This is a genomic window from Caulobacter sp. Root655 (assembly GCF_001427665.1).
Taxonomy (GTDB): domain Bacteria; phylum Pseudomonadota; class Alphaproteobacteria; order Caulobacterales; family Caulobacteraceae; genus Caulobacter.
Genome location: NZ_LMHC01000024.1, coordinates 364,296 through 387,823, shown reverse-complemented (window position 1 = coordinate 387,823; position 23,528 = coordinate 364,296). Strand labels below are relative to the sequence as shown.

At 66.6% G+C, this 23,528-nt stretch carries 37 protein-coding genes; 32 read left to right on the top strand and 5 right to left on the bottom strand.

Translation table 11 applies throughout. From position 1 onward, the window contains the following. Window position 1 precedes the first annotated feature (1 nt). The 24 genes from rplB to ASD79_RS19540 all read left to right on the top strand — a co-directional run bounded on the left by rplB (window position 2) and on the right by ASD79_RS19540 (window position 13,753). On the top strand, window positions 2-841 hold the full coding sequence (gene rplB / locus ASD79_RS19655) for a 50S ribosomal protein L2 (RefSeq protein ID WP_007662754.1): 840 nt from the start codon (window positions 2-4) through the stop codon (window positions 839-841). Window positions 842-844: 3 nt separating this feature from the next. Then, on the top strand, window positions 845-1,123 hold the full coding sequence (gene rpsS, locus ASD79_RS19650; protein ID WP_007662753.1) for a 30S ribosomal protein S19: 279 nt from the start codon (window positions 845-847) through the stop codon (window positions 1,121-1,123). A 3-nt stretch (window positions 1,124-1,126) separates the two neighbouring features. Continuing rightward, window positions 1,127-1,507 (top strand): 50S ribosomal protein L22, encoded by a 381-nt coding sequence (gene rplV, locus ASD79_RS19645; protein WP_007662752.1) that lies wholly within the window; start codon window positions 1,127-1,129, stop codon window positions 1,505-1,507. Further along, window positions 1,507-2,256 (top strand): 30S ribosomal protein S3, encoded by a 750-nt coding sequence (gene rpsC / locus ASD79_RS19640; protein ID WP_007662751.1) that lies wholly within the window; start codon window positions 1,507-1,509, stop codon window positions 2,254-2,256. The genes rplV and rpsC overlap by 1 nt, the downstream gene beginning before the upstream one ends. Before the next feature lie 12 nt (window positions 2,257-2,268). After that, complete coding sequence (rplP, locus tag ASD79_RS19635) at window positions 2,269-2,709, top strand: 50S ribosomal protein L16 (RefSeq protein WP_012285672.1); 441 nt, start codon at window positions 2,269-2,271, stop codon at window positions 2,707-2,709. Next, window positions 2,706-2,900, top strand: coding sequence for a 50S ribosomal protein L29 (gene rpmC / locus ASD79_RS19630; protein ID WP_056724718.1), 195 nt, complete (start codon window positions 2,706-2,708; stop codon window positions 2,898-2,900). The genes rplP and rpmC overlap by 4 nt, the downstream gene beginning before the upstream one ends. Before the next feature lie 10 nt (window positions 2,901-2,910). Continuing rightward, window positions 2,911-3,150 (top strand): 30S ribosomal protein S17, encoded by a 240-nt coding sequence (gene rpsQ / locus ASD79_RS19625; RefSeq protein WP_007662746.1) that lies wholly within the window; start codon window positions 2,911-2,913, stop codon window positions 3,148-3,150. 17 nt (window positions 3,151-3,167) lie between these two features. Further along, window positions 3,168-3,536 (top strand): 50S ribosomal protein L14, encoded by a 369-nt coding sequence (rplN, locus tag ASD79_RS19620; protein WP_007662742.1) that lies wholly within the window; start codon window positions 3,168-3,170, stop codon window positions 3,534-3,536. Further along, on the top strand, window positions 3,536-3,850 hold the full coding sequence (rplX, locus tag ASD79_RS19615) for a 50S ribosomal protein L24 (RefSeq protein ID WP_012285674.1): 315 nt from the start codon (window positions 3,536-3,538) through the stop codon (window positions 3,848-3,850). The genes rplN and rplX overlap by 1 nt, the downstream gene beginning before the upstream one ends. Further along, on the top strand, window positions 3,843-4,400 hold the full coding sequence (gene rplE / locus ASD79_RS19610; RefSeq protein WP_007662739.1) for a 50S ribosomal protein L5: 558 nt from the start codon (window positions 3,843-3,845) through the stop codon (window positions 4,398-4,400). Before rplX ends, rplE begins: the two co-directional genes overlap by 8 nt. 21 nt (window positions 4,401-4,421) lie before the next feature. Further along, complete coding sequence (rpsN, locus tag ASD79_RS19605; RefSeq protein WP_007662736.1) at window positions 4,422-4,727, top strand: 30S ribosomal protein S14; 306 nt, start codon at window positions 4,422-4,424, stop codon at window positions 4,725-4,727. Between the two features lie 10 nt (window positions 4,728-4,737). After that, window positions 4,738-5,136, top strand: coding sequence for a 30S ribosomal protein S8 (gene rpsH / locus ASD79_RS19600; RefSeq protein WP_007662733.1), 399 nt, complete (start codon window positions 4,738-4,740; stop codon window positions 5,134-5,136). Between the two features lie 17 nt (window positions 5,137-5,153). Continuing rightward, the gene (gene rplF / locus ASD79_RS19595; RefSeq protein ID WP_056724716.1) at window positions 5,154-5,687 is read left to right on the top strand and encodes a 50S ribosomal protein L6; all 534 of its coding nucleotides are present in this window, start codon (window positions 5,154-5,156) and stop codon (window positions 5,685-5,687) included. Window positions 5,688-5,690: 3 nt separating this feature from the next. After that, entirely contained in the window at window positions 5,691-6,047 is a 357-nt protein-coding gene (gene rplR, locus ASD79_RS19590) for a 50S ribosomal protein L18 (protein WP_007662729.1), read from the top strand. A 10-nt stretch (window positions 6,048-6,057) separates the two neighbouring features. Next, window positions 6,058-6,663: a 30S ribosomal protein S5 gene (gene rpsE / locus ASD79_RS19585; RefSeq protein ID WP_007662727.1), complete on the top strand. Its 606-nt coding sequence runs from the start codon at window positions 6,058-6,060 to the stop codon at window positions 6,661-6,663. Window positions 6,664-6,666: 3 nt separating this feature from the next. Beyond that, complete coding sequence (gene rpmD, locus ASD79_RS19580) at window positions 6,667-6,852, top strand: 50S ribosomal protein L30 (RefSeq protein ID WP_056724714.1); 186 nt, start codon at window positions 6,667-6,669, stop codon at window positions 6,850-6,852. Window positions 6,853-6,980: 128 nt separating this feature from the next. Beyond that, the gene (rplO, locus tag ASD79_RS19575; protein WP_056724712.1) at window positions 6,981-7,466 is read left to right on the top strand and encodes a 50S ribosomal protein L15; all 486 of its coding nucleotides are present in this window, start codon (window positions 6,981-6,983) and stop codon (window positions 7,464-7,466) included. Between the two features lie 275 nt (window positions 7,467-7,741). Then, a complete protein-coding gene (secY, locus tag ASD79_RS19570; RefSeq protein ID WP_056724710.1) occupies window positions 7,742-9,100 on the top strand; it encodes a preprotein translocase subunit SecY in 1,359 nt (452 codons plus the stop codon). Window positions 9,101-9,231: 131 nt separating this feature from the next. Beyond that, complete coding sequence (locus ASD79_RS19565; protein ID WP_056724708.1) at window positions 9,232-9,801, top strand: adenylate kinase; 570 nt, start codon at window positions 9,232-9,234, stop codon at window positions 9,799-9,801. 174 nt (window positions 9,802-9,975) lie between these two features. After that, the gene (gene rpsM / locus ASD79_RS19560; RefSeq protein WP_035034191.1) at window positions 9,976-10,344 is read left to right on the top strand and encodes a 30S ribosomal protein S13; all 369 of its coding nucleotides are present in this window, start codon (window positions 9,976-9,978) and stop codon (window positions 10,342-10,344) included. A gap of 13 nt (window positions 10,345-10,357) precedes the next feature. Then, window positions 10,358-10,747 (top strand): 30S ribosomal protein S11, encoded by a 390-nt coding sequence (gene rpsK, locus ASD79_RS19555; RefSeq protein WP_007662706.1) that lies wholly within the window; start codon window positions 10,358-10,360, stop codon window positions 10,745-10,747. A 75-nt stretch (window positions 10,748-10,822) separates the two neighbouring features. After that, on the top strand, window positions 10,823-11,839 hold the full coding sequence (locus tag ASD79_RS19550) for a DNA-directed RNA polymerase subunit alpha (RefSeq protein ID WP_056724706.1): 1,017 nt from the start codon (window positions 10,823-10,825) through the stop codon (window positions 11,837-11,839). Between the two features lie 183 nt (window positions 11,840-12,022). Then, the gene (gene rplQ / locus ASD79_RS19545) at window positions 12,023-12,436 is read left to right on the top strand and encodes a 50S ribosomal protein L17 (protein WP_007662704.1); all 414 of its coding nucleotides are present in this window, start codon (window positions 12,023-12,025) and stop codon (window positions 12,434-12,436) included. Between the two features lie 1,074 nt (window positions 12,437-13,510). Beyond that, window positions 13,511-13,753, top strand: coding sequence for a hypothetical protein (locus ASD79_RS19540; RefSeq protein ID WP_056724705.1), 243 nt, complete (start codon window positions 13,511-13,513; stop codon window positions 13,751-13,753). Window positions 13,754-13,768: 15 nt separating this feature from the next. Here ASD79_RS19540 and ASD79_RS19535 read toward each other — a convergent pair whose 3' ends face one another. Both ASD79_RS19535 and ASD79_RS19530 read right to left on the bottom strand, forming a co-directional pair. Further along, complete coding sequence (locus ASD79_RS19535; RefSeq protein WP_056724703.1) at window positions 13,769-14,584, bottom strand: hypothetical protein; 816 nt, start codon at window positions 14,582-14,584, stop codon at window positions 13,769-13,771. Then, a complete protein-coding gene (locus ASD79_RS19530) occupies window positions 14,574-15,476 on the bottom strand; it encodes an ABC transporter ATP-binding protein (RefSeq protein WP_056724702.1) in 903 nt (300 codons plus the stop codon). Before ASD79_RS19530 ends, ASD79_RS19535 begins: the two co-directional genes overlap by 11 nt. 157 nt (window positions 15,477-15,633) lie before the next feature. On the opposite strand from ASD79_RS19530, the gene ASD79_RS19525 reads away from it, so the two are divergent. Next, window positions 15,634-16,872 (top strand): ectonucleotide pyrophosphatase/phosphodiesterase, encoded by a 1,239-nt coding sequence (locus ASD79_RS19525; protein ID WP_056724700.1) that lies wholly within the window; start codon window positions 15,634-15,636, stop codon window positions 16,870-16,872. Here the strand turns inward: ASD79_RS19525 and ASD79_RS19520 are convergent. After that, complete coding sequence (locus ASD79_RS19520) at window positions 16,869-17,402, bottom strand: TetR/AcrR family transcriptional regulator (protein WP_235524533.1); 534 nt, start codon at window positions 17,400-17,402, stop codon at window positions 16,869-16,871. The two genes, ASD79_RS19525 and ASD79_RS19520, sit on opposite strands and share 4 nt — an antisense overlap. A gap of 49 nt (window positions 17,403-17,451) precedes the next feature. Then, window positions 17,452-17,922 carry a DUF1348 family protein gene (locus ASD79_RS19515; protein ID WP_056724697.1) on the bottom strand — a complete coding sequence of 157 codons (471 nt, stop codon included), beginning with the start codon at window positions 17,920-17,922 and terminating at the stop codon, window positions 17,452-17,454. Window positions 17,923-18,067: 145 nt separating this feature from the next. Here ASD79_RS19515 and ASD79_RS19510 point away from each other — a divergent pair, with 145 nt between their 5' ends. The 7 genes from ASD79_RS19510 to ASD79_RS19480 all read left to right on the top strand — a co-directional run bounded on the left by ASD79_RS19510 (window position 18,068) and on the right by ASD79_RS19480 (window position 23,088). Continuing rightward, a complete protein-coding gene (locus ASD79_RS19510) occupies window positions 18,068-18,517 on the top strand; it encodes a VOC family protein (protein WP_056724695.1) in 450 nt (149 codons plus the stop codon). A gap of 7 nt (window positions 18,518-18,524) precedes the next feature. Further along, window positions 18,525-18,893 (top strand): MmcQ/YjbR family DNA-binding protein, encoded by a 369-nt coding sequence (locus ASD79_RS19505; protein ID WP_056724692.1) that lies wholly within the window; start codon window positions 18,525-18,527, stop codon window positions 18,891-18,893. After that, the gene (locus tag ASD79_RS19500; RefSeq protein ID WP_056724691.1) at window positions 18,890-19,216 is read left to right on the top strand and encodes a helix-turn-helix transcriptional regulator; all 327 of its coding nucleotides are present in this window, start codon (window positions 18,890-18,892) and stop codon (window positions 19,214-19,216) included. Before ASD79_RS19505 ends, ASD79_RS19500 begins: the two co-directional genes overlap by 4 nt. After that, entirely contained in the window at window positions 19,213-19,707 is a 495-nt protein-coding gene (locus ASD79_RS19495) for an SRPBCC domain-containing protein (protein WP_056724689.1), read from the top strand. The genes ASD79_RS19500 and ASD79_RS19495 overlap by 4 nt, the downstream gene beginning before the upstream one ends. A gap of 75 nt (window positions 19,708-19,782) precedes the next feature. Then, window positions 19,783-21,030: a TCR/Tet family MFS transporter gene (locus ASD79_RS19490; protein WP_056724687.1), complete on the top strand. Its 1,248-nt coding sequence runs from the start codon at window positions 19,783-19,785 to the stop codon at window positions 21,028-21,030. 73 nt (window positions 21,031-21,103) lie between these two features. Next, entirely contained in the window at window positions 21,104-22,564 is a 1,461-nt protein-coding gene (locus ASD79_RS19485; protein WP_200952329.1) for a Do family serine endopeptidase, read from the top strand. 101 nt (window positions 22,565-22,665) lie between these two features. Continuing rightward, window positions 22,666-23,088: a GFA family protein gene (locus tag ASD79_RS19480; protein WP_056724683.1), complete on the top strand. Its 423-nt coding sequence runs from the start codon at window positions 22,666-22,668 to the stop codon at window positions 23,086-23,088. A gap of 6 nt (window positions 23,089-23,094) precedes the next feature. Here ASD79_RS19480 and ASD79_RS19475 read toward each other — a convergent pair whose 3' ends face one another. Next, entirely contained in the window at window positions 23,095-23,514 is a 420-nt protein-coding gene (locus ASD79_RS19475) for a glyoxalase/bleomycin resistance/extradiol dioxygenase family protein (RefSeq protein ID WP_056724681.1), read from the bottom strand. Window positions 23,515-23,528 lie beyond the last annotated feature (14 nt).

The window sequence follows — 23,528 nt, the reverse complement described above, 5'->3', positions numbered from 1 at the left end:
GATGGCCTTGAAGCATTATAACCCGACCAGCCCGGGCCAACGCGGCTTGGTGCTGATCGACCGCAGCGAGCTCCACAAGGGCCGCCCGGAAAAGAAGCTGGTCGAAGGTCTGACCAAGTCGGGCGGTCGTGGCGGCAATGGCCGCATCGCGGTCCGCTTCCGCGGCGGCGGCGCCAAGCGCCTCTATCGCCTGGTCGACTTCAAGCGTCGCAAGCAAGGCACGGCCACGGTCGTCCGCCTTGAGTACGACCCGAACCGCACCGCCTTCATCGCGCTCATCAAGTATGAGACCGATGGCGAGCTGGCCTACATCCTGGCCCCGCAACGCCTGAAGGCCGGCGACGAAGTCGTCACCGGCGAGAAGGTCGACGTGAAGCCGGGCAACGCCTCGCCGCTGCGCACCATGCCGATCGGCACGATCATCCATAACGTCGAACTGAAGCCCGCCAAGGGTGGTCAGATCGCACGTTCGGCTGGCGCCTACGCCCAGCTGGTCGGTCGTGACGCCGGCTACGCCCAGATCCGCCTGAACTCGGGCGAACTGCGCATGGTCCTGGACACCTGCATGGCCACCATCGGCGCCGTGTCGAACCCCGACCACTCGAACCAGAACCTCGGCAAGGCCGGTCGTTCGCGTCACATGGGCCGTCGTCCGCACGTTCGCGGCGTCGCCATGAACCCGGTCGACCACCCCCACGGTGGTGGTGAAGGTCGGACCTCGGGCGGTCGTAACCCGGTGACCCCGGCCGGTAAGCCGACCAAGGGCGCCAAGACCCGCGTCAACAAGGCCACGGATAAGTTCATCATCCGTTCGCGCCACAAAGCGAAAAAGGGCCGCTAAGCCATGACCCGCTCCGTCTGGAAAGGCCCGTTTGTCGACGGGTACCTCCTGAAGAAAGCCGATGTCGCCCTGGCGTCGGGCCGCAAGGATGTGATCAAGACCTGGTCGCGCCGCTCGACCATCATGCCGCAGTTCGTCGGCCTGGTGTTCGGCGTGCACAACGGTCACAAGCACATCCCCGTCTCCGTGTCGGAAGACATGGTCGGCATGAAGTTCGGTGAGTTCGCACCCACCCGCAGCTTCCCCGGCCACGCCGCCGACAAGAAGGCGAAGAGGAAGTAGGCCATGAGCCAAGCTAAACAAGCTCGCCGCCTGCCGGCCAACGAGGCGATGTGCAAGGTTCGTACCCTGCGCACCAGCGCTCGCAAGCTGAACCTGGTCGCTCAGTCCATCCGTGGCCTGAACGTCCAACGCGCTCTGAACGAGCTCGAATTCAGCCACAAGCGTATCGCTCAGGACGTCCGCAAGGCGCTGTACTCGGCGATCTCCAACGCCGAGAACAACCACAACCTCGACATCGACTCGCTGGTCGTCGCCGAGGCCTATGTGGGCAAGAACCTGGTGATGAAGCGCTTCTCGCCCCGCGCCCGCGGCCGTGCGACGCGCGTTGAAAAGCCGTTCTCCGAGATCACCATCGTGGTCCGCGAACTGGGTGAGGCCGCCTGATGGGTCAGAAAGTCAATCCGGTCGGGCTGCGGCTCGGCATCAACCGTACCTGGGACAGCCGTTGGTTCGCCGACGGCGAGCAGTACGGCAAGCTTCTGCATCAGGACCTCGCGGTCCGCACGATGCTGAAGAAGCGCCTGTATCAAGCCGGCGTGTCGCGCATCATCATCGAGCGTCCGCACAAGAAGTGCCGCGTCACGATCTATGCGGCGCGTCCCGGCGTGATCATCGGCAAGAAGGGCGCCGACATCGACAAGCTCCGCAAGGACCTGTCGGTGATGACCGAAGGCGAGGTTCACCTGAACATCGTCGAGATCCGCAAGCCCGAAACCGACGCCCAGCTGGTGGCCGAGTCCATCGCCCAGCAGCTCGAGCGCCGGATCGCCTTCCGTCGCGCCATGAAGCGGTCGATCCAATCGGCCGTCCGTCTCGGCGCCAAGGGCATCCGCATCAACGTGTCGGGCCGCCTCGGCGGCGCTGAAATCGCGCGGATGGAATGGTATCGCGAAGGTCGCGTGCCGCTCCACACCCTGCGCGCCGACATCGACTACGGTTTCGCGGAAGCCAAGACCACCTACGGCATCATCGGCGTGAAGACCTGGATCTTCAAAGGCGAAGTGCTGGACCACGACCCGATGGCGCTCGACAAGCGTCTTGCCACTGAATCCGGCCCGGCCGGCGAAGGTGGCGGACGCGAGCGCGGCGATCGTCCCGACCGGGGTGATCGCGGCCGTCGCGATCGGGGCTAAGGATAGAGCGCTATGCTGTCACCGAAAAAAACCAAGTACCGCAAGCAGTTCAAGGGCCGTATCCACGGCACCTCGAAGGGCGGCACCCTGCTGAATTTCGGCTCCTACGGTCTGAAAGCCGTTGAGCCGGAACGCATCACGGCTCGCCAGATCGAAGCGGCCCGCCGCGCGATCACCCGCCAGATGAAGCGTCAAGGCCGCGTCTGGATCCGTATTTTCCCCGACGTGCCGGTCACCGGCAAGCCGGCCGAAGTCCGGATGGGTAAGGGCAAGGGCGCCGTCGATCACTGGGCCGCGCGCGTCGCGCCGGGCCGGATCATGTTCGAAATCGACGGTGTGCCGGACGATATCGCCCGCGAAGCTCTGCGCCTCGGCGCGGCCAAGCTGCCGATCCGCACGCGCGTCGTGACCCGCATCGACGCCGGTGCGGCTCTGGAGGCCGAAGCGGCATGACCAAGATCCAAGACGTCCGGGGCATGACGCCCGACCAGCTCGCCGAGCAACTGCTCAACCTCAAGAAGGAGCAGTTCAACCTGCGCTTCCAGGCGGCGACCGGTCAGGTGGAAAAGACCCACCGCGTTGGTGAGATCCGCAAGGAAATCGCCCGCATCAAGACCGTGCTGCGCGCCAAGGCCGCGGCTTAAGGAGAACGATATGCCCAAGCGTATCCTCGAAGGGGTTGTCGTCTCCGATAAGGGCGACAAGACCGTAGTGGTTAAGGTTGAACGGACCATCGTTCACCCGCTGCTGAAGAAGATCGTGCGTCGGTCCAAGAAGTACCACGCGCACGATGAGAGCAATGCGTACAAGGCGGGCGAAGTTGCCCGCATCGTTGAGTGCGCTCCGAAGTCCAAGCTGAAGACCTGGGAAGTCCTTCCCAAGGCTTCGGCTTAATCTGGAAGGTTTGAACCATGATCCAGATGCAAACTAACCTGGAAGTCGCCGACAACTCCGGCGCCCGCCGGGTCATGTGCATCAAGGTGCTGGGTGGCGCAGGTCGTCGCTACGCCAGCGTCGGTGACGTGATCGTCGTGTCCGTGAAGGAAGCCATTCCTCGCGGCCGCGTGAAGAAGGGCGACGTGCTTCGCGCCGTCGTCGTTCGCGTGAACCAAGGCATGAAGCGTAAGGACGGATCGCTGATCCGTTTCGACAAGAACGCCGCGGTGATCGTCAACAAGCAGAGCGAGCCGGTCGGCACGCGGATCTTCGGCCCGGTTCCCCGCGAACTGCGCGCGAAGAACCACATGAAGATCATCTCCCTCGCCCCCGAGGTGCTGTAATGGCCGCTAAGATCAAGAAGGGCGACCGCGTTGTCGTCCTGGCCGGCAAGGACAAGGGCAAGCAAGGCGCTGTGACCCAGGTTCTCGTCAAGGCGAACCGTGTCCTGGTGCAAGGCGTGAACCTGGTTCAACGCCACACCAAGGCCACCCAGGCCGATCCGCAAGGCGGCATCAAGAGCAAGGAAGCGGCGCTGCACGTCTCGAACGTCGCGATCGTCGATTCCAAGGGCAAACCCACCCGCGTCGGCTTCAAGATCGAAGGCGACAAGAAGGTGCGTTTCGCCAAGACGACGGGCGAGGTGATCAATGGTTGATCAAGCTTACGAGCCGCGGCTGAAGTCCGAATATCGCGCGCGTATCCGCGCCGCGATGAAGGAACAGTTCGCGTACACCAACGAAATGCAGATCCCCAAGCTGGACAAGATCGTCCTGAACATGGGTATCGGCGAGGCCGTGGCCGACTCCAAGAAGGCCCAGACCGCGCTGAAGGATCTGATGGCCATTGCTGGCCAGAAGCCGGTCGCCACGAAGGCCCGCAAGTCCATCGCCGGCTTCAAGCTGCGCGAAGGCATGGTGGTCGGCGCCAAGGTGACCCTCCGCAAGGACCGGATGTACGAATTCCTCGACCGCCTGGTCACGATCGCGCTGCCGCGCGTGAAGGACTTCCGCGGCCTGAACGGCAAGAGCTTCGACGGTCGTGGCAACTACGCCATGGGCCTGAAGGAGCACCTGGTGTTCCCGGAAATCAACTATGACCAGATCGAACAGATCTGGGGCATGGACATCATCGTCTGCACCACTGCGAAGACCGATCAGGAAGCCAAGGCTCTCCTGAAGGAATTCCAGTTCCCGTTCACGAATTAAGAGCGGGCAGGGAAACACACCATGGCCAAGAAAAGCGCCGTCAACCGCAATCTCGCGGTCAAGGCCCTCGTTAAGCAGTATGCCAGCAAGCGCGTCGCGCTGAAGGCGATCGCCAATGACGAAAGCCTGCCGCTCGAAGAACGCTTCGAAGCCCGCCTGAAGCTCGCGAAGCTTCCGCGCAGCTCGTCCGCCGTTCGCATCCGTAACCGGTGCGAAGTCACGGGCCGCCCGCGCGCCTATTATCGCAAGCTGAAGATGAGCCGTATCGCGCTCCGCGAGCTCGGCTCGTCGGGCCAGATCCCCGGCCTCGTCAAGTCGAGCTGGTGAGGACGATCAGATGTCGATGAACGATCCCCTGAGCGATATGATCGCTCGCATCAAGAACGCCGCCACGCGCAAGCGCGCCAAGGTCGCGACGCCGGCTTCCAAGCTGCGTGCTCGCGTCCTGGACGTGCTGGCCGACGAAGGCTACATCCGCGGCTACTCGCTGGTCGAGAAGCCCGGTGCGTTCCCCGAATTCGAGATCGAGCTCAAGTATTTTGACGGTGAGCCCGTGATCGCCGAAATCAGCCGCGTGTCCAAGCCTGGCCGTCGCGTCTATTCGTCGATCAAGGACCTGAAGCCGATCAAGAACGGCCTTGGTATCTCGATCCTTTCGACGCCGAAGGGCGTCATGTCGGACTCCGCCGCCCGCGACGCTAATGTCGGTGGCGAAGTCCTCTGCCGCGTCTACTAGGCGCGGGAGGGAAAAACATGTCACGGATCGGTAAGAAAGCCGTCGCGATCCCCTCGGGCGTGAATGTCACGCTCGACGGGCAGACCGTCACGGTTAAGGGCCCCAAGGGTCAACTCTCCTGGACCATCGCGGAAGAGATCACCGTCAGCCAGGAAGGTTCCGACCTTCTGCTGGTGGCCCGCGATGACAGCAAGCGCGCCAAGTCGATGTGGGGTCTGTCCCGCACGCTGGTCGCCAACATGGTGCAAGGCGTCACCGCCGGCTTCGAGGAAACCCTCGAGCTGGTCGGCGTCGGTTACCGCGCCGCGATGAAGGGCGATGCGCTCTCCATCCAGCTCGGTTTCTCCCACGATGTGAATGTCGAGCCTCCGGCCGGCGTCACCTTCGCGGTGCCCAAGCAGACCGAAATCAAGATCGCCGGCGCTGACAAGCAGGCGGTCGGCGAGATTGCCGCGAAGATTCGCCGCATTCGTCCGCCCGAGCCCTACAAGGGCAAAGGCGTGCGCTATGCTGGCGAGAAGGTTCGCCGCAAGGAAGGCAAGAAGAAGTAAGCCATGGCGCTCTCACCTCGCGAATCCGCCGTGCGTCGTGCCCAACGCACCCGCACCCGCCTCAAGGCCCTGTCCAACGGTCGTCCGCGTCTGTCGGTCTTCCGTTCGTCCAAGAACATCTACGCCCAGATCATCGATGATGAACGCGGCGTGACCCTGGCGTCGGCTTCCACCCTCGAGGGTGAAGCCGCGACCAAGGGCGCGGACAAGGACGCGGCCGCTCTCGTCGGCAAGCTCGTCGCCGAGCGCGCTATCGAAAAAGGCGTCAAGGACGTCGTCTTCGATCGCGGTGGCTACATCTTCCACGGACGGGTGAAAGCCCTGGCCGACGCCGCGCGCGAAGCCGGCCTGAACTTCTAAGGGAAACATCATGGCTCGTGGTGATCAACAGCGCGGAGAAGGCGGCCAAAACCGCGGCCGTCGCGACCGCAACGCCCCCGAAGAGCGGGTCGACAGCGACATCGTCGAAAAGCTCGTTCACATCAACCGCGTCGCCGCCACCGTGAAGGGCGGCCGTCGCTTCAGCTTCGCCGCTCTGATGGTCGTCGGCGACCAAAAGGGCCGCGTCGGCTTCGGTCATGGCAAGGCGCGTGAAGTGCCGGAAGCCATCCGCAAGGCGACCGAAGAAGCCAAGAAGACCATGGTTCGCGTTCCCCTGCGGGAATCGCGCACCCTGCACCACGACGGCTACGGCCGTTGGGGCGCTGGCAAGGTCATGATGCGCGCTGCCCCTCCCGGCACGGGCGTCATCGCTGGTGGTCCGATGCGCGCGGTTCTCGAAACCCTGGGCGTCCAGGACGTCGTGGCCAAGTCGACGGGTTCCAGCAACCCGTACAACATGGTTCGCGCCACGTTCGAGGCCCTGAAGGTTCAATCGTCGCCCCGCCAGATCGCCGCCAAGCGCGGCAAGAAGGTTGGCGACATTCTCGGCCGCCGCGCCGACGGAGCCTCGGCTCCGGACGCCATCGAGGGCTAAGACATGGCTACTGCAAAAACCGTCAAGGTTCGCCAAACCGGCAGCCCGATCCGCCGCAACGCCGTCCAGCGCGCTACGCTGGCCGGCCTGGGTCTCAACAAGCTGGGACGCGAGTCCGAGCTGGAAGACACCCCGTCGGTTCGCGGCATGATCCGCAAGGTCGCGCACCTGCTGGAAATCGTCGAGTAGTTCTGCTACGAGACGTCGAAATCGCCACCCCGGTGAAAACCGGGGTGGTTTTCGTTTGAGTTTAGATACTGTTTTCAAAAGCCGAGTCCGGCCGCTGGCCGGGCGCAGATCTCCAAGGAGAGGCACATATGACCAAGCTTAATGAACTGGCTCCGGCTCCCGGCTCGACCAAGGGCCGCATGCGCATCGGCCGCGGCCCGGGTTCGGGCAAGGGCAAGACCGGTGGTCGCGGCGTTAAGGGCCAGAAGGCGCGCTCGGGCGTCGCCATCGCCGGCTTCGAAGGCGGCCAGATGCCGCTGCACATGCGTATGCCTAAGCGCGGCTTCAACAACCCCTTCCGCCTCGACTTCGCCGAAGTGAACCTGTGGCGCCTGGAACAGGCCGTCGAAGCTGGCAAGCTGAAGGCCGGCGCGACGCTGACCGCCGCCGACCTGATCGCCGCCGGCGTGATCCGTCGCGAGCTGGACGGCGTCAAGCTGCTGGGCAAGGGCGAGATCAAGGCCAAGCTGAACCTGACCGTCTATTCGGCGACGCAAGCGGCCATCAAGGCCGTCGAAGCCGCCGGCGGTTCGGTGACCGTGACCAAGAAGGCCAAGGTTCAGGCCGAGGCCTAAGACCAAGCGTCATCCCGGACGCCGCCTCTTGGCGGCAGGCTGGGATCGCGGGGAGGGGAGGGCTCCGGCCCTCCGGAAACTTCCCGCGGCTTCCCACCGGGATGACAGAATAACGAGGCTCGCCGTGACATCGCGGCGAGCCTCACCTATGTACGGCTCCGTACTCGGGCCAAGCCCGGATCGTGACTCGCTTCGATCCGGGCCCGGCTTGTGAATTATGCTTGGAGCGCGACCTGACCGCGGACGCGGCGCGCGCTCTCGACGTGGGGATTTGAATGGCCTCGGCCGCCGAACAACTCGCAGCCAACATGAACTTCGGGTCCTTCCAGAAGGCCACCGAACTTCACAAGCGCATCTGGTTCACGCTCATCGCGCTGATGGTCTATCGGCTGGGCACCTATGTGCCGATCCCGGGGATCAATCCCGAGGCCTTCGCGGCGGCCTTCGCCGGCCAGTCGAAGGGCATCCTGGGCATGTTCAACATGTTCTCGGGCGGGGCCGTGCAGCGCATGGCCGTGTTCTCGCTGAACGTCATGCCCTACATCAGCGCCTCGATCATCGTGCAGCTGATGGGCTCGGTGTATCCGCCGTGGGAAAAGCTGAAGAAGGAAGGCGGCGAAGCCGGCCGCAAGACCCTCAACCAGTACACCCGCTACCTGGCCGTGGTGCTGGCCCTGATCCAGTCGTTCTCGATCGCGGTCGGCCTGCAGAGCCAGGCGGGCATGGTGGTCGGCGGCATCGCCCCGGCGTTCTTCATCGCCTCCACCGTCGTGGCCCTGACCGGCGGCACCCTGTTCCTGATGTGGCTGGGCGAGCAGATCACCAGCCGCGGCGTCGGCAACGGCGTGTCCCTGATCATCTTCACCGGCATCGTCTCGGCCCTGCCGCTGGGCGTGGTGCAGATGTTCACCCAGGTGCAGACCGGCGCCATGTCGCCCTTCGCCCTGTTCGCCGTCGCTGGCCTGGCGATCGCGGTGATCTTCTTCATCGTCTTCATCGAACGCTCGCAGCGCCGCATCCTGATCCACTATCCCAAGCGCCAGCAGGGCAACCGGATGATCGGCGGCGACACCTCGTTCATCCCGCTGAAGCTGAACACCGCCGGCGTCATCCCGCCGATCTTCGCCTCCAGCCTGCTGCTGCTGCCGACCACGGCCATGGGCTTCCTGGCCACCGCCAACCTGCCCAGCTGGCTGCAATGGCTGCCCACCGTGGTGGGCGCGCTGCAGCACGGCCAGCCGCTGTTCATGGCGCTCTATGCCGGCCTGATCATCTTCTTCACGTTCTTCTACACCTCGGTCGTGTTCAATCCGGAAGAGACCGCCGAGAACCTGCGCAAGTATGGCGGCTTCATGCCGGGCATCCGTCCGGGCAAGCGGACGGCGGAGTATCTGGACTATGTCCTGACCCGCCTGACGGTGATCGGCGCGGCCTATATCACCGCCGTCTGCATCCTGCCGGAACTGCTGATGAACAGCATGGGCCCGACCAAGTTCACCCTGGGCGGCACCTCGATCCTGATCGTCGTGACCGTGACCATGGACACCGTCGCCCAGATCCAGTCCCATCTGCTGGCCCACCAGTACGAAGGCCTGATCAAGAAGTCGAAACTGCGTGGCGGCAAGGGGCGCTAAGCCTCCTATCGACGCGACGTAAGGCCACAGCGCGGAAGCCGGTTGTCACAAACCGGCTTCCGTTTTTGTCGAACCCACTCTAGGTCTGGCTGGCACGGGCGGCAGACCCGGGGAACGCGGGAAGTGCATTGATGAACTTGATCCTGTTCGGACCGCCGGCGGCGGGCAAGGGCACCCAGGCCAAGCGCCTGGTCGATCAGCGCGGCATGGTCCAGCTGTCGACCGGCGACATGCTGCGGGCCGCCATCGCCTCGGGCTCCGAGATGGGGACGAGGGTCAAGGGCGTGCTGGACCGCGGCGACCTGGTCACCGACGAGATCGTCATCGCCCTGATCGAGGACAGGCTGCCGGAGGCCGAAGCGGCCGGTGGAGCCATCTTCGACGGCTTCCCCCGCACGGTGCCCCAGGCGCGGGCCCTGGACGCCATGCTGGCCAAGCGCGGCCAGAAGATCGACTCCGTTCTCCGACTCAAGGTAGACGAGCCGGCGCTCATCGAGCGGATCAGCAAGCGATTCGCCGAACAGGGCCGACCTGACGACAATCCGGAAGTGTTCGTGACGCGCCTGGCGGCCTACAACGCCCAGACCGCGCCGCTGCTCCCGTACTACCGCGAGCAAGGCAAGCTCACGGAACTGGATGGCATGGCTTCCGTGGAAACGGTGGCCGCCTCTATCGACGCCGCGCTTTCGGTCGTGGCCTGAGACTTCGTTGGAATCCTTTCATTCGATCGGATTCCGCCATTGACGGATGCGCAACTATCCCTATAACGGGGCGCTTCCGCGAAAGGGCGCGATCTGTGCGCGCCGGACTGGGTCGAAAGACCGGGCCGGGCGCGCCGTTCGCGTCTTTAGTGCGTGACTAGGAGAACATTAGACGTGGCCCGTATTGCAGGCGTCAACATCCCGACGAACAAGCGCGTTCTGATCGCGCTTCAGTATATTCATGGCATCGGCCAGAAGTCCGCTCGTGACATCGTCACGAAGGTGGGCATCGATGACGCCCGCCGGGTCAACCAGCTGACCGACGCCGAAGTCCTGCAGATCCGTGAAACGATCGACAAGGACTTCACCGTCGAAGGCGACCTGCGCCGCGAAAATTCGATGAACATCAAGCGTCTGATGGACCTGGCCTGCTATCGCGGCCTGCGTCACCGCAAGGGCCTGCCGGTCCGCGGTCAGCGCACCCATACCAATGCTCGCACCCGCAAGGGTCCGGCGAAGCCGATCGCCGGCAAGAAGAAGTAAGGCAGCCTGAACGATGGCCAAGGAACCGGCACGCGTTAAAAAGCGCGAACGCAAGAACATCACCTCGGGCGTGGCGCACGTGAACGCCTCGTTCAACAACACCATGATCACCATCACCGACGCTCAAGGGAACACCATTTCCTGGTCGAGCGCCGGCGCGATGGGCTTCAAGGGCTCGCGCAAGTCGACCCCGTATGCCGCTCAAATGGCAGCGGAAGACGCGGGCAAGAAGGCCGCCGAGCACGGTGTGAAGACCCTCGAGGTCAACGTGTCGGGTCCGGGTTCGGGCCGTGAGTCGGCCCTGCGCGCCCTCCAGGCCGCGGGCATGACCATCACGACGATCCGTGACGTGACGCCGATCCCGCACAACGGCTGCCGTCCGCCCAAGCGTCGTCGCGTCTAGTACTATTACTACCCAATTCTCCATCGCCGGCTGCGAGATTCGCGGCCGGCGAGCCGCGTTCAAGGGATCGACCACGTGATCGAAAGAAACTGGAACGAGCTGATCCGTCCTGAGAAGCCGCAAATCGAGACTGGCGCCGACGCGACCCGCAAGGCTCGCATCGTGGCTGAGCCGCTCGAGCGCGGCTTCGGTGTGACGCTCGGCAACGCTCTCCGCCGCGTCCTGCTCTCCTCGCTTCAGGGCGCCGCCGTCACCGCCATCCAGATCGATGGCGTGGTGCACGAATTCTCCTCGCTCGAAGGCGTCCGCGAAGACGTCGTCGACATCGTTCTGAACATCAAGCAACTGGCCGTGCGCATGCACGCCGAAGGCCCCAAGCGCATGACCCTGCGCGCCACGGGCCCCGGCCCGGTGACCGCGGGTCAGATCGAAACGCCTTCGGACATCGAGATCCTGAACCCCGACCACGTGCTCTGCACGTTGGACGACGGCGCTTCGGTGCGCATGGAGTTCACGGTCAACACCGGCAAGGGCTACGTCCCGGCCGACAAGAACCGTCCGGAAGACGCGCCGATCGGCCTGATCGCCGTCGACGCCCTGTATTCGCCGGTCAAGCGCGTCGCCTATCGCGTTGAGCCGACCCGTCAGGGCCAGTCGCTGGACTATGACAAGCTGATCCTGGAAGTGGAAACCAACGGCGCGGTCACGCCGGTGGACGCGGTGGCCTACGCCGCCCGCATCCTGCAAGACCAGTTGCAGATCTTCATCACCTTCGAAGAGCCCAAGGCCAAGACGGCTGACGAGGCCAAGCCGGAACTGCCGTTCAACCCGGCGCTCCTGAAGAAGGTCGATGAGCTGGAACTGTCGGTTCGCTCGGCCAACTGCCTGAAGAACGACAACATCGTCTATATCGGCGACCTGATCCAGAAGACCGAAGCCGAGATGCTCCGCACCCCGAACTTCGGCCGCAAGTCCTTGAACGAGATCAAGGAAGTGCTGGCCGGCATGGGTCTGCACCTGGGCATGGACGTGCCGAACTGGCCGCCCGAAAACATCGAAGATCTGGCCAAGAAGTTCGAAGACCAGATCTAAGACCTGAGTACCGCGCTTAATCCGGGCCGCTCTTTCCGAAGAGCGGCCTGGGCCTTTTGAAGCCGCAACAGCGGTGGAGGGCCCCGGCGCTTCGTTCTGACCCCGGCAGGGACGCCGCCGGGATTGGTGACAATCGGCGCTTTTTCGCGCGCCACAGCGGGCCGAGGCCCAGGAGACACTACGATGCGTCACGGTAAAGCACACCGTAAACTGGGCCGTACGTCCGCTCACCGCACCGCCATGTTCGCCAACATGTCGGCCTCGCTGATCAAGCACGAGCAGATCGTCACCACCCTCCCGAAGGCCAAGGAACTGCGTCCCTTCGTCGAAAAGCTGGTCACCCTGGCCAAGCGCGGCGACCTGCACGCCCGTCGTCAGGCCATCAGCACCGTCCGCGACGTCGAGCAAGTCGGCAAGCTGTTCGCCACCATCGGTCCCCGCTACAAGGACCGTCAGGGCGGCTACATCCGCGTCCTGAAGGCCGGCTTCCGCTACGGCGACAACGCCCCGCTGGCCGTCATCGAGTTCGTCGACCGCGACGTCTCGGCCAAGGGCAAGGATTCGGGCCCGGTGTTCGACAACGCCTCGGACGACTAAGACTTTCCAGCGCCAGCTGAACGGAAAAGGCCCCGGAGCGATCCGGGGCCTTTTTTGCGTCTTGGCGTTCCCTACACCCTCTCCCAGCGGGAGAGGGAGGGGCCCGCCGCGCAGCGGTGGGAGAGCGAGCGATTACACCCTCACCGTTTTCTCTGGGCGCTCTGCCGGCACGCCGGTCAGCTCAGAACCCCCTCACCCTCCCAAGCTTCGCTTGGGCCCCTCCCTCTCCCCATGGGAGAGGGTCCGTCAGAGCATGGACGCCCTTCGCACTCAACAAAATCAACGGCTTGAAGTTTCTCGATGTTTTTCGTCCTCACCCCCTCCAGCCTCCCCGATACTGACCTCACCTGAAGGCACGGGGAGGGCGCACGTACGGCGACCGATGCGGCTTTCAGGACCCCCTCCAGCCTCCCCGATACTGACCTCACCTGAAGGCACGGGGAGGGCGCACGTACGGCGACCGATGCGGCTTTCAGGAGTGGTCGAGCGGGAAGGCTTGGCCGCCGCGCCTCACAAGGGCGCCTCTGGTCGGTTCGGAGCAGGTTCGCCTCAGTCGCGACGAAGCTCCGGCGCCGGGGGGAGGCGGACAAGGCAGCAGGTGCGAGGGGGTTACTCGCACGGTCCGGGACCGGGGCTCGCCGCCCTGGCCCGCCCGTCGGGGGCGAATGCAGACCGGCTAAGTGATAAAACNCCGGGACCGGGGCTCGCCGCCCTGGCCCGCCCGTCGGGGGCGAATGCAGACCGGCTAAGTGATAAAACCACTGCCTACCGGACGCTCTCGAACAACGGYTCCACGCGAAGCGCTCGTCTTCGTCGAAACGGTACTTAAAAACGCAAAACCTCCGGGCGGAGCCCGGGCGCTTCGCACCCTCCCCAACAGCTCAGCGGGTTTCCGCGTGAGGCGGCGAAGCCGTGTGTCCCAAAGCCTCCCCCTGTGGGGGAGGTGTCGGCGAAGCCGACGGAGGGGGGAGCAGTATGGCCTGGACCGCACACAGGACCGACCGCCGCAAACTCCCCCCACCGGTCGCTACGCGACCGCCTCCCCCAGAGGGGGAGGACCTTGATGGAGCCCACATGACCCAGCCCCGCCCGCCCCGCATCCACGACCCCGTCGAGCGTCGCATCGTCCACCTCAAGGCCGCCAAGGCCCGCCACGCGCAGCAGGCGGCCTTGGCGCGGCTGGAGCGCGAGGTGGCGGCTTTGGGCGATCCGACGCCGCCGAGCGCCAGCGAGGTGTTCAGCCAAGGTTCCGACGCGCGGATCCAGGCGATCCTGCGCGACTTGACGGCGCTCGAGGCCGCCTGCGACGGACCGTGAAGCAAGGCCGGGTCGCTATTCCTTCGTCAGGTCCTGCCGCCTGAACAGCACCAGCGCGCCGGTGGCCAGCACCGCCAGCCACACGAGCAGCATCACCAACCCCAGCCCCGCCGGACCGGCGTCGGGCCGGAAGCCTTCCGGGGCGGCGACGAAGGTCTTGAGGGTGCGGGCCGCGTAGGCGGGGATGGCCAGGGTCTTCCAGCTGGCGGCCTGGACCGCGGCGGCGGCGGTGGACTGCACGACCACCACCACCAGGCCGGCGATCACCGCGCCCATGGTCGAGCGGGTGACCACCCCGACCAGGGCGGCCAGGGCGCCGATCATCAGCACCTCGAGCCAGGTGATCAGGAAGACGCCGGCGAACTGGCCCAGGAAGGCCGAACCCACGCCGGAGCCCACCAGCGGGGCGGCGTTGACGACGCTGCTGAACAGCCCGGCCAGCACCGCGGCCAGGGCCGTCAGCAGCAGGCTCCAGGCCGAGGCCTCGGCGAAGACGATCAGCTTGGCGGCCAGCAGGTTGAGGCGGCTGTTGCGCGGGGTCACCAGCCGCCAGCTCTCCCAGCGGTAGTCGCCGGCGACGATCGCCGCCGCGCCGATCAGCAGGAACAGGGCCGTGACCGGGCCCGAGGCGCCGGCCACCGCGCCCATGGCCCGGTTGGCCAGGTCGGTGGTCGCGCCGGGGATGGTCCTGTGAAAGGCCAGGCGCACGAAGATGTCGCCGGCCAGGCTGAACAGCAGCGAGGCGAGGGGGGCGAACAGGAAGCCCCAGAACACGGCGGTGCGGTCGCGGATTAGCCGGAAGCGCTCGGCGGCGATGGCGTCAGCGAGCATCGGCGAGATCCTTTGGTTCAAGCGCGCCCAGATAGGCGCTTTCCAGGTCGCCTTCGCGCCAGCGCGCCTCGGTGATCTCGACCCCCGCTTCCACGAGGGCCCGGATCAGGGCTGGGGTCTCGGCGCGCAGCACGTCGGCCAGCACGGCGTGGGGGCCGTCCGGTTCGCCCTTGGCGCCGAGCACCGTCAGGGCCGCCTCGACCGGCGTCACCGTCAGCCGCAGGCGGGGACGGCCGCCGGTCAGCGACTCGACGTCGCCCTCGGCGGCCAGCTTGCCCTTGGAGAGGATCGCCACCCGGTCACAGACCCGGCGGACCTCGTCCAGCTGGTGGCTGGCCAGGATGATGGTCACGCCTTCCTTGTCGGCCAGGTCGCGGATCAGGGCGCGGATTTCCTGGATGCCGGCCGGGTCCATGCCACTGGTCGGCTCGTCGAGGATCACCAGTTCCGGGCGGGTGAAGAAGGCGGCGGCCAGGCCCAGCCGCTGCTTCATGCCCACCGAGAAGCCGCCGGTCTTGCGGTCGGCGGCGCCGCCCAGCCCGACGCGCTCGATCCAGTATTCGATGTCGGCGCCGGCCGCGCCGCTTTCGAGGGCCAGCATCTTCAGGGTGTCGCGGGCGGTCAGGTAGGGCGGATAGCGCGGGGTCTCGATCATCGCCCCCACCCGCCGCAGCGACGAGGTCTGGCCGGCCGGGGCGCCGAACAGCCGCGCGGCGCCGCTGGTCGGGCGCACCAGGCCCAGCGCGATGCGGAACAGGGTGCTCTTGCCGGCCCCGTTGGGACCCAGCACGCCGAACACGCCGCCGGCCGGGATGCTCAGGGACAGGCCGTCCAGCGCGCGCACCGCGCCGTAGGTCTTGACGAGGTTCTCGGCCTCCAGGGCAAGGTTCATGCGGGGTTTGGTCCGGCGAGGTTCATTCGGCGACTCCCTGGAAGACGCCGCGACTATGGCCGGAGGCGCGAAAACCGCCAAGTTAAGTCGCGGTCATCCGTGGCGGGGCGTCACATAGTCGGGCTATAGCGAGGCTTGGTGGGGTTCGAGGTGCGTGATGGTCGCTGTGTGTCGCTGGGCTGCCCTGGCTCTGGTCTTGGTGCTGAGCGCTTGCGCCACCGGGACGCCGCCCGCCGCCCCCAAGGCGGCGCTGACCGTCCTGGTGTCGATCGACGGGTTCCGGGCCGACTATCTGGACCGGGGAAACACCCCGACCCTGAGCGCCCTGGCCGCCGACGGCGCGCGCGGGGCGATGCGGCCCTCGTTCCCGTCCCTGACCTTTCCCAACCACTATACCCTGGTGACGGGCAAGCGGCCCGACCACAACGGGGTGGTCGACAACGTGATGGAAGATCCCGCGATCCCGGGCGTGACCTTCAGGATGTCCAGCCACGAGGCGGTCGTGGACCCGCGCTGGTGGAGCCAGGCCAAGCCGATCTGGGTCAGCGCCGAGCAGCAGGGCGTCCATGCCGGAACCCTGTTCTGGCCCGGCTCGGAGACCGAGATCGACGGCGCGCGCCCCAGCCACTGGAAAGCCTTCGACCAGAAAATCGTCGCCAATGACCGGGTCGACATCCTGCTGTCGTGGATCGACGCCAAGGACCCGGCCCTGGGCTTCGGTACCCTCTATTTCGATCCGGTCGACACCCAGGGCCACCACTACGGCCCGGACTCGCCGGAGGTGAACGCCGCCGCCGCCGGTGTCGACGCGGCCATCGGCCGGTTGGTGAGGGGACTGAAGGCGAGGGGCCTCTACGAGACCACCAACATCGTCGTCGTCGCCGACCACGGCATGGCGCCCCAGCCGCTGAGCGGGCTGATCGACGTCTCGACCCTGGTCGATCCGGCCAAGGCGCGCTTCGTCAGCACCGGTTCGGTGGTTTCGGTCCGGCCGCTGCCCGGCCACGAGGCCGAGGTCACGGCCGCCCTGCTGCGCCCCATCCCGCATCTGAACTGCTGGGAGAAGGGCAAGATCCCGGCCCGTTACGGCTACGGGACCAATCCGCGCGTGCCGCCGATCGTCTGTCTGGCGGAGACGGGCTGGTACTTCGCCACGGCCGAGGCCATCAAGAAGCGCTTGGCCGATCATCCGCGTGACGGGGGCGCTCATGGCTATGATCCCGCCGATCCGACCATGCGGGCGGTGTTCGTCGCCCACGGCCCGGCGTTCAAGCGCGGCGTGGTGCTGCCGGTGTTCGACAATGTCGACGTCTATCCGCTGCTGACCCGCGTCATCGGCATCCGGGGCGACAAGGGCGACGGCCGACTGAAGCCGGTGAAGGCGGCGCTGCGTTAGAGCAGGGCCAGCAGCCGCCGCTCCATGCGCGCCAGGGCCGCCGCGAAGACCTCCGGGTCGTCCAGGGCCCGGCACAGCACCAGCGCGCCCTGGACCTGGATCAGGGCGTCCTCGGCCGCGTCCCGCGCTTCGGGCGCCGCCACGCCGCCGCGTTCCAGCGTCGCGGCCAGGGCGTCGCGCCAGGCGGCGAAATAGTCGCGGACCTGGCCTGGAAAGCGCTCGCGGACATTGTCGAGCGCGAAGGCCCCGACCAGGCAGACACGGCGGCCGGAGCGGAAATAGGTGTCGACGGCGGCGCGCATCGCCCCGATCGCCGCGCGCGGGTCGCCGGGCCCGCGCAGCGGCGCGAACACCTCGGTCTCGAACCAGCCGTCGATCTGGGCCAGGACGGCGGCCCCCATCTCTTCCTTCCCGCCGGGGAAGAAGTGATAGAGGCTGCCCTTGCCCAGGCCCGTGCGCTGGCCGATCACCGACAGGCTGGCGCCCTCGAACCCGTTCTCGCGGAAGGCCTCCGCCAACAACGGAACCACTTGCGCGCGTTCGCTGGCGCCCTTGCCTCCGACAGTCCTGCCCACGCGGTCACAACCCCATTTCGGTCAGGCCCGGATGGTCGGCCGGGCGCGGTCCGAGCGGCCAGAAGAACCGGCGCTCGCTCTCGTCGATCGGGCGTTCGTTGATACTGGCCTCGCGCCGCCTCATCAGGCCATCGGCCTCGAACTCCCACTGCTCGTTCCCGTAGGCCACGTGCCACCGGTTGGAGTCGTCGCGATATTCATAGCGGAAGCGGACCGAGATGCGATTGCCGGTGAAGGCCCAAAGCTCCTTGATCAGCCGGTAATCCAGCTCCTTGTCCCACTTGCGCGCCAGCAGGGCCTGGGCGGCCGCGCGGCCTTGCGCGAACTCGGCGCGATTGCGCCAGGAGGTGTCTTCCGAATAGGCCAGGGCCACCTTGGCGGCGTCGCGGCTGTTCCAGCCGTCCTCGGCGGCCTGGACCTTGGCGACGGCGGTCTGGTGGGTGAACGGCGGAAGCGGGGGGCGGATGGCGGACATCGGTCGGTTTCCTGCTCGTCTGTACCGATTGGTACAATTGTACTGATCGGTACAGTCGTTGAAGTTCGGCGTCAATCCTCAAGGCTTGCGATTTTAGTTTCGATATGCGTTAAATATTTCGCCAAACTGCAAATGGAGCTTCGCCATGGCCCGCGCTTCCCTGACCTCGGCCCTCTGCTATCGCGACCCCAAGGCGGCGCTGAAATGGCTGGAGGCGGCGTTCGACTTCGAACTGGTGATGCTGATCGAAGACGCCGACGGCAACCTGGCCCATTCGGAGATGAAGTTCGGCGACAGCCTGGTGATGATCGGCACGGAATGGACCGATCAGCACCGCAGCCCGGCCTCGATCGACGGCCTCAACACCCAGACCGTGCACATCAAGGTCGAAGGCGATGTCGACGCCCATTGCCAGCGTGCCCGCGCGGCGGGGGCCGAGATCCTGATGGAGCCGGCCGACCAGTTCTATGGCGACCGTACGTACCGCTGCCGCGACCTGGAGGGCCACTTCTGGACCGTGGGCGCGGCGGTCAAGGCGGTGAGCCGCGAGGAGGCCGAGGCGGCGTCGGGCTTGAAGATCCAAGGCTGGATGTGACCCGCCCATGACGCAGGACGATTTCCGCCGCCTGGCCCTGGCCCTGCCCGAGGCGATCGAGAGCGCGCACATGGGCACGGTGGATTTCCGGGTCGGACGGATCTTCGCCACCCTGGGCTACCCCAACCCCGGCTTTGGCATGGTGTCGCTGACCCGCGAGCAGCAAGAGATGGTGGTCGGGGTCGAGCCGACGATGTTCGCCCCCGTGCCTGGGGCCTGGGGCCTGAAGGGCGCGACCCTGGTCGTGCTGGCGGCCGTCGACGAGCCCACCCTGCGCGGCGCGCTGGAGGCGGCCTGGCGGCTGAAGGCCAACAAGCGGCAGATCGCCCTGCTGGACGCCGGTCGCGCCCCGACCGACGCTCAAGCGCCATCATGAGCGTCTCGCTCGACGTCACCCTGGCGGCCCTGGCCGACCCGCACCGGCGGGCGACGGTGGACCTGCTGCGCCAGGGCCCGCGTCGGGCCGGTGAACTGGCTCTGGCCGCCGGCCTGTCGGCTCCGGCCATGAGCCGCCACCTGCGCACCCTGCGCCAGGCTGGGCTGGTCGAGGAAACCCATCCGCCGTTCGACGCCCGGGTGCGGGTCTATGCGCTGCGATCCGCCCCGATGGCCGAGCTGAAGGCCTGGGCCGAGGCGACCGAGGCGCTGTGGAGCGATCAGCTCCTGGCCCTCAAGGCCCATGTGGAGGCGGGGACTTGAGTTCGAAGGTCCTGGTCGCCCTGCGCATCAAGGCCGCGCCGTTGCGGGTGTTCGAGGTCTTCACCGCCGACATCGGCGCCTGGTGGCGGCCCAACGACCTGTTCTCGTTCACCCCGCGCTCGCCCGGCGTGCTGGCGTTCGAAGGGGCGGGGGAGGCCAGGGGGGAAGGTGTTCGTCTCGTGGAACGCCTGCCCAGCGGCAAGGTCTTCGAGATCGGCCCCGTCCGCGTCTGGACGCCCGGCGAGCGGCTGGTGTTCGGCTGGCGCCAGGCGACCTTCGCGCCCGGCATGGACACCGAGGTCGAGGTGCGGTTCGAGGCCGTGGGAGACGAAACCCGCGTCACCGTCGAGCATCGCGGCTGGGATACGGTGCCGATCGAGCACGTGGCGCGGCATCACTTCCCGGACGGCGTGTTCCTGCACCGGCATGGGGCGTGGTGGCGGGACCTGCTGGAAAGTCTCAGGCAGTCGATGATTTCACCGTCCCCTTGAATCGTCATCCCCGAACAAGTCGGGGGATGACGACCGAGGTGGAAAGCGTCGAAGAACAGAGTTAGGGGAGGCGTCATGACCAAGGCCATCAGCAAAACCCACCGCCAGGCGGCGCTGGGCTTCATCTTCGTCACCGCCACCCTGGACGTGCTGTCGCTGGGCGTGATGATTCCGGTGCTGCCCGAGTTGATGAAGCGGTTCAACGGCGGCGACACGGCCGAAACCGCGCTGTGGACGGTGCTGTTCGCCACCACCTGGGGGGTGATGCAGTTCTTCTGCTCGCCGATCCTGGGCCTGATGTCCGACCGGTTCGGCCGCCGACCGGTGATCCTGACCTCGATCTTCGGCCTGGGGATCGACTTCCTCTTCATGGCCTTCGCGCCGAACCTCTGGTGGCTGTTCGTCGGCCGGGTGTTCAACGGCATGACCGCCGCCAGCTTCTCGACGGCCGGGGCCTATGTGGCCGACGTCACCGCGCCGCAGGACCGCGCCAAGGGCTTTGGCCTGATGGGCGCGGCGTTCGGGGTGGGCTTCACCTTCGGCCCGGCCCTGGGCGGCTGGCTCTGGCATTTCGACCATCGCCTGCCGTTCCTGGTCTGCGCGGCCCTGGCCCTGTGCAACTGGCTGTACGGCTTCTTCGTGCTGCCGGAATCCCTGCCGCCGGAGAAGCGGGTCAAGCGCTTCGACTGGAGGAAGGCCAATCCGCTGGGGTCGCTGAACCTGCTGAAGAGCAAGCCCGACCTGCTGGGCCTGGCCGGGGTGGGTTTCCTGTTCCAGCTGTCCCACAACGTGCTGCCCAGCGTCTTCGTGCTGTACATGGGCTTTCGCTATCACTGGTCGACCGCGGTGATCGGCCTGACCCTGATGGGCAGCGGGATCGCCGGGATTCTGCTGCAGAGCTTCGTGGTCGGCCCGATCGTCAGGCGGGTGGGCGAGCGCGGGGCGCTGCTGATCGGCCTGTTCTCGTGCGCCGTCGGGTTCCTGATCTACGCCCTGGCGCCGACGGGCTGGCTGTACCTGTGCGGCCTGCCGATCTTCGCCTTCTCGGGCCTGATCCAGCCGGGTCTGCAGGGCCTGATGACCCGCCGGGTCGAGCCCTGGGAGCAGGGCCAGCTGCAGGGCGCCAATTCGGCGATGATGGGCATCACCGCCATCGTCGGGCCCTCGCTGTACCTGCTGCCGTTCGCCTGGGCGATCCGTCACGACGCGACCCTGCACCTGCCGGGTCTGCCGATCCTGATCGCCTCGGCAATGGTGCTGGCCGCCGCCGTCCTGACCCTGCGCGTCGCCCGGCCGCTGGCGGCGGAACCCCAGGCGGCCTGAGGGTTTCCGTCTTCAGACCCAGGGCCAAGGTCTCGAACCTTGGCCGCCATCAATGCGCCCGAAAGCTCGGCTGATGTCACGGGCTGCTTCCACGGAGTCGCGAACCCCCATGCGATCCTATCGCGTCCTGCTTCCCGCCCTGGCCGTGCTGGCCGCCTGTTCGCCGCAAGGGCCGTCGAAGGCTCAATCGATCCCGGACCTGGCCCAGCCGACTCGCCGCGTCCCCAGCGACCCGGGCTCGATGAAGGCCTCGTTCTCGCCGGTGGTGAAGAAGACCGCTCCGGCCATCGTCAACGTCGCCAGCAGGCGCGTGGTGCGCCAGCAGGCGCGCGATCCGTTCTGGGACTTCTTCATGGGCGGCGGCGGCGGCGCGCCGCGCGATCAGGTGCAGGGCTCGCTGGGGTCTGGCGCGATCGTTCGTGCCGACGGGGTGATCATCACCAACCACCACAATATCGAGAACATGAGCGACATCACCGTCCAGCTGGCCGACCGCCGGGAGTTCCCGGCCACGGTGCTGCTGGACGATCCGCGCTCCGACCTGGCGGTGCTGAAGATCGACACCAAGGGCGAGCGCCTGCCGGTGATCGCCATCGACGACCAGGAACAGCTGGAGGTCGGCGACCTGGTGCTGGCCCTGGGCAACCCGTTCGGGGTCGGCCAGACCGTGACCAACGGCATCGTCTCGGCCCTGGCCCGCACCGACGTCGGAGCGGCCGAGTTCGGCAGCTACATCCAGACCGACGCGGCGATCAATCCGGGCAATTCCGGCGGTCCGCTGGTCGACATGGACGGCGACCTGATCGGGGTGAACACCTTCATCATCTCGCGCTCGGGCTCGTCCAGCGGCGTCGGCTTCGCCATTCCGGCCGCCGTGGTGCGGCAGGTCGTCGGCACGGCCCTGGGCGGCGGCCACAGCGTGGTGCGGCCCTGGCTGGGCGTGAAGGGCCAGCCCGTGACCGCCGAGATCGCCCGCGGCCTGGGCCTGGCCACGCCGCGCGGCGTGGTGATCTCTGACGTCTACCCGGGCGGCTCGGCGCAGCGGGCCGGCATCCGCGAGGGCGACGTGATCCTGACCATCGACGGCCAGGCGGTGAACGACGAGGGCGGCGGCGCCTTCGCCATCGGCACCCACAAGGTCGGCGACCGGGTCACGGTGCTGATCAACCGCGGCGGCAAGGAACAGACCCTGACGCTGAAGGCCGAGGCCGCGCCGGAAAGCCCGGCCCGCGACGAGCGGGTGCTGAAGGGGCGCAACCCTTTCGACGGAGCCACCGTCGTCAACCTGTCGCCCGCCGTGGCCCAGGATCTGGGCGTCGACGCCTTCGCCGGTCGCGGCGTGCTGGTCACCAAGATCGGCCAGGGCTTCGCGCTGAACGCCGGCCTGCGTCCGGGCGACTTCGTCCGCGAGGTCAACGGCAAGGCCATCAACACCACCGCCGAGCTGGCGGCAGTCGCCAACGCCGGCGGTTCGACCTGGACGGTGACGATCGAGCGCAACGGCCAACGGATCACGGCGCGGCTGCGGGCGTAGCGGAGCCCGCCTCGGTGCTCGCGACGCTTGTTCGAAAGGCGCGCGAGCGGTACCGTGGCCTGGCTGGCCAACCGACGATACGAAGGTCGAGGAAACGCGCCATGACCCATGTTGGAAGTTGCTTTTGCGGCACGGTCCAGTTGGAGGTCACCGGCGAGCCGGAGGCCATGGGCTATTGCCATTGCCAGTCGTGCCGTTCGTGGTCGGGCGGGCCGGTCAACGCCTTCAGCCTGTGGAAACCCGAGGCCGTGCGGATCATTTCGGGGTCCGACGAGGTGGCGACCTATCAGAAGACCGCGTTCAGCCAGCGGCAGTACTGCGCCAAGTGCGGCGGGCATCTGATGACCAACCATCCGACCCTGGGGCTGGTGGACGTGTTCGCCGCCACGCTCCCGACCCTGGCCTTCGCGCCGGGCGTACACGTGAACTACGCCCAGACCGTCCTGCCGATGCACGACGGCCTGCCCAAGCTGAAGGACTTCCCGGCCGAATTCGGCGGTTCCGGCGAGAGCATGGCGGAGTAGGCTTGCCTACGCCTTGATCTTCGAAGCGATCGACCAGCTGTGACCGAACGGATCGACTAGTTGGCCGTAGCGGTCGCCCCAGAACTGGTCGGCCAGCGGGAAGCGGACGGTCGCGCCGGCCTCGATCGCTCGGTTCCACCAAGTGTCGGCGTCGTCGACCTGCAGGTGCAGGGTGACCGAGGCGGGCGGGACGAAAGCCGCGCCGCCGGCCATCTCGGCGAAATGGTCCGACAGCATCACCCAGTCGCCATTGATGATCAGCCGTGAATGCAGGATCCGCTCGCCGTCATCGGCAGTGTTGCGGAACGTTTCCTCCGCCAGGAAAGCTCGTTTGTAGAACTCCACGGCCGCCTTGCCGCCGACCACGGACAGATAGGGGGTGACGCCGGATTGCGGAGCCCGGGTCGGGTCGCCGTCGTTGGTCATGGTGGTTCCTCCCA

Bases quoted from the DNA above. Each gene is read 5' to 3' on its own strand.
- rplB (WP_007662754.1), top strand. From the start codon at position 2: ATGGCCTTGAAGCATTATAACCCGACCAGCCCGGGCCAACGCGGCTTG.
- rpsS (WP_007662753.1), top strand. From the start codon at position 845: ATGACCCGCTCCGTCTGGAAAGGCCCGTTTGTCGACGGGTACCTCCTG.
- rplV (WP_007662752.1), top strand. From the start codon at position 1,127: ATGAGCCAAGCTAAACAAGCTCGCCGCCTGCCGGCCAACGAGGCGATG.
- rpsC (WP_007662751.1), top strand. From the start codon at position 1,507: ATGGGTCAGAAAGTCAATCCGGTCGGGCTGCGGCTCGGCATCAACCGT.
- rplP (WP_012285672.1), top strand. From the start codon at position 2,269: ATGCTGTCACCGAAAAAAACCAAGTACCGCAAGCAGTTCAAGGGCCGT.
- rpmC (WP_056724718.1), top strand. From the start codon at position 2,706: ATGACCAAGATCCAAGACGTCCGGGGCATGACGCCCGACCAGCTCGCC.
- rpsQ (WP_007662746.1), top strand. From the start codon at position 2,911: ATGCCCAAGCGTATCCTCGAAGGGGTTGTCGTCTCCGATAAGGGCGAC.
- rplN (WP_007662742.1), top strand. From the start codon at position 3,168: ATGATCCAGATGCAAACTAACCTGGAAGTCGCCGACAACTCCGGCGCC.
- rplX (WP_012285674.1), top strand. From the start codon at position 3,536: ATGGCCGCTAAGATCAAGAAGGGCGACCGCGTTGTCGTCCTGGCCGGC.
- rplE (WP_007662739.1), top strand. From the start codon at position 3,843: ATGGTTGATCAAGCTTACGAGCCGCGGCTGAAGTCCGAATATCGCGCG.
- rpsN (WP_007662736.1), top strand. From the start codon at position 4,422: ATGGCCAAGAAAAGCGCCGTCAACCGCAATCTCGCGGTCAAGGCCCTC.
- rpsH (WP_007662733.1), top strand. From the start codon at position 4,738: ATGTCGATGAACGATCCCCTGAGCGATATGATCGCTCGCATCAAGAAC.
- rplF (WP_056724716.1), top strand. From the start codon at position 5,154: ATGTCACGGATCGGTAAGAAAGCCGTCGCGATCCCCTCGGGCGTGAAT.
- rplR (WP_007662729.1), top strand. From the start codon at position 5,691: ATGGCGCTCTCACCTCGCGAATCCGCCGTGCGTCGTGCCCAACGCACC.
- rpsE (WP_007662727.1), top strand. From the start codon at position 6,058: ATGGCTCGTGGTGATCAACAGCGCGGAGAAGGCGGCCAAAACCGCGGC.
- rpmD (WP_056724714.1), top strand. From the start codon at position 6,667: ATGGCTACTGCAAAAACCGTCAAGGTTCGCCAAACCGGCAGCCCGATC.
- rplO (WP_056724712.1), top strand. From the start codon at position 6,981: ATGACCAAGCTTAATGAACTGGCTCCGGCTCCCGGCTCGACCAAGGGC.
- secY (WP_056724710.1), top strand. From the start codon at position 7,742: ATGGCCTCGGCCGCCGAACAACTCGCAGCCAACATGAACTTCGGGTCC.
- ASD79_RS19565 (WP_056724708.1), top strand. From the start codon at position 9,232: ATGAACTTGATCCTGTTCGGACCGCCGGCGGCGGGCAAGGGCACCCAG.
- rpsK (WP_007662706.1), top strand. From the start codon at position 10,358: ATGGCCAAGGAACCGGCACGCGTTAAAAAGCGCGAACGCAAGAACATC.
- rplQ (WP_007662704.1), top strand. From the start codon at position 12,023: ATGCGTCACGGTAAAGCACACCGTAAACTGGGCCGTACGTCCGCTCAC.
- ASD79_RS19540 (WP_056724705.1), top strand. From the start codon at position 13,511: ATGACCCAGCCCCGCCCGCCCCGCATCCACGACCCCGTCGAGCGTCGC.
- ASD79_RS19535 (WP_056724703.1), bottom strand. From the start codon at position 14,584: ATGCTCGCTGACGCCATCGCCGCCGAGCGCTTCCGGCTAATCCGCGAC.
- ASD79_RS19530 (WP_056724702.1), bottom strand. From the start codon at position 15,476: ATGAACCTTGCCCTGGAGGCCGAGAACCTCGTCAAGACCTACGGCGCG.
- ASD79_RS19525 (WP_056724700.1), top strand. From the start codon at position 15,634: ATGGTCGCTGTGTGTCGCTGGGCTGCCCTGGCTCTGGTCTTGGTGCTG.
- ASD79_RS19515 (WP_056724697.1), bottom strand. From the start codon at position 17,922: ATGTCCGCCATCCGCCCCCCGCTTCCGCCGTTCACCCACCAGACCGCC.
- ASD79_RS19510 (WP_056724695.1), top strand. From the start codon at position 18,068: ATGGCCCGCGCTTCCCTGACCTCGGCCCTCTGCTATCGCGACCCCAAG.
- ASD79_RS19505 (WP_056724692.1), top strand. From the start codon at position 18,525: ATGACGCAGGACGATTTCCGCCGCCTGGCCCTGGCCCTGCCCGAGGCG.
- ASD79_RS19500 (WP_056724691.1), top strand. From the start codon at position 18,890: ATGAGCGTCTCGCTCGACGTCACCCTGGCGGCCCTGGCCGACCCGCAC.
- ASD79_RS19490 (WP_056724687.1), top strand. From the start codon at position 19,783: ATGACCAAGGCCATCAGCAAAACCCACCGCCAGGCGGCGCTGGGCTTC.
- ASD79_RS19485 (WP_200952329.1), top strand. From the start codon at position 21,104: ATGTCACGGGCTGCTTCCACGGAGTCGCGAACCCCCATGCGATCCTAT.
- ASD79_RS19480 (WP_056724683.1), top strand. From the start codon at position 22,666: ATGACCCATGTTGGAAGTTGCTTTTGCGGCACGGTCCAGTTGGAGGTC.
- ASD79_RS19475 (WP_056724681.1), bottom strand. From the start codon at position 23,514: ATGACCAACGACGGCGACCCGACCCGGGCTCCGCAATCCGGCGTCACC.